The 1092-nt window shown below is 74.8% G+C and carries 2 protein-coding genes; both read left to right on the top strand.

Features of this window, described 5'->3' with window-relative positions; translation table 11 throughout:
- Positions 1-490 (top strand): type II toxin-antitoxin system PemK/MazF family toxin (locus ACFU0Y_RS18255; protein WP_380216393.1); only part of this gene is annotated, 490 nt, incomplete at its 5' end.
- Positions 491-690: 200 nt separating this feature from the next.
- Positions 691-951 carry a 30S ribosomal protein S20 gene (gene rpsT / locus ACFU0Y_RS18250; protein WP_017833968.1) on the top strand — a complete coding sequence of 87 codons (261 nt, stop codon included), beginning with the start codon at positions 691-693 and terminating at the stop codon, positions 949-951.
- Positions 952-1092: the final 141 nt, after the last annotated feature.

Raw genomic sequence — 1092 nt, 5'->3', positions numbered from 1 at the left:
CCCCCGGCCGGCCGGCCGCACCGGCGCCCCCGCGGCGCGGCGCCGGCCCGCCGCGCCGGTCCGGGCGCGCGCCGACCGCCCCGCGGGGCTCTCCCGGCCCTACCCCGGGGACTGGACGGGTCCGGTCCGCCCCGTCTACCGCCCGCTGTCCGACGGCGAGGCCGATCCCGGCGAGATCGTGTGGACCTGGGTGCCCTTCGAGGAGGACCACTCCCGCGGCAAGGACCGTCCCGTGCTGGTCGTGGACCGGGCGGGGGACCACCTGCTGTGCCTGATGCTCACCTCCCGGGACCGCGGCAATGGGCCGGCGCAGGACCCGGACTACGTGGACGTGGGGACGGGGCCGTGGGACCCGCGGGGCCGGCCGTCCGAGGTCAAGCTCGACCGCGTGGTCCAGGTGCTGCCCGCGGACGTCCGGCGGGAGGGCGCCGTGCTGCCCGAGCCCCTCTTCGACCGGGTGGCCGGGCGGCTCCATCGCCTGCGCGGCTGAGCGGGCGGCCCCGGACGGCCCGTGTCGGGCCCGTCCGGCGGCGGGGCGCGGTCTGCTAGACTTTTCTGCTGTGTGTCCGCGCTGGTCGTCGGGCACTGCAGGGCGGTCGCCACACGGGCGTCCCCACTCCCACTCAGTCACATGACGGTCCTGTTTGCCCTCACTGACCGAATTCCGCACCCACCGCCAAGGAGTTATACGTGGCCAACATCAAGTCCCAGAAGAAGCGCAACCTCACCAACGAGAAGTCGCGCCTGCGCAACAACGCGTACAAGTCCGAGCTGAAGACGCTGGTCCGCCGCGTCGACGAGGCCGTCGGCGCCTCCGACAAGGAGACCGCCCAGGACGCCCTGCGCGTCGTCTCCCGCAAGCTCGACAAGGCCGTCAGCAAGGGCGTCCTGCACAAGAACAACGCGGCCAACAAGAAGTCCGGTCTGGCCAAGCTGGTCGCCAAGATCTGATCCCGGTCCCCCGCGGACCGCGCCCGCCGCACCGGCGGGCCGCCCGAGGCCCCGTCCCCCTCCGGGACGGCCCCACCTCCCTCCCCAAGCACTCGTCCGCCCCCAGGTCCCCGCCCGCCCCCCCGCGGCCCCGCTCAGCGG

Origin of the sequence: Kocuria sp. NPDC057446, assembly GCF_042802875.1 — a bacterium.
Classification (GTDB): Bacteria; Actinomycetota; Actinomycetes; order Actinomycetales; family Micrococcaceae; genus Kocuria.
The sequence above is the reverse complement of the archived record's forward strand: the minus strand, read 5'-3'. Positions and strand labels throughout refer to the sequence as shown.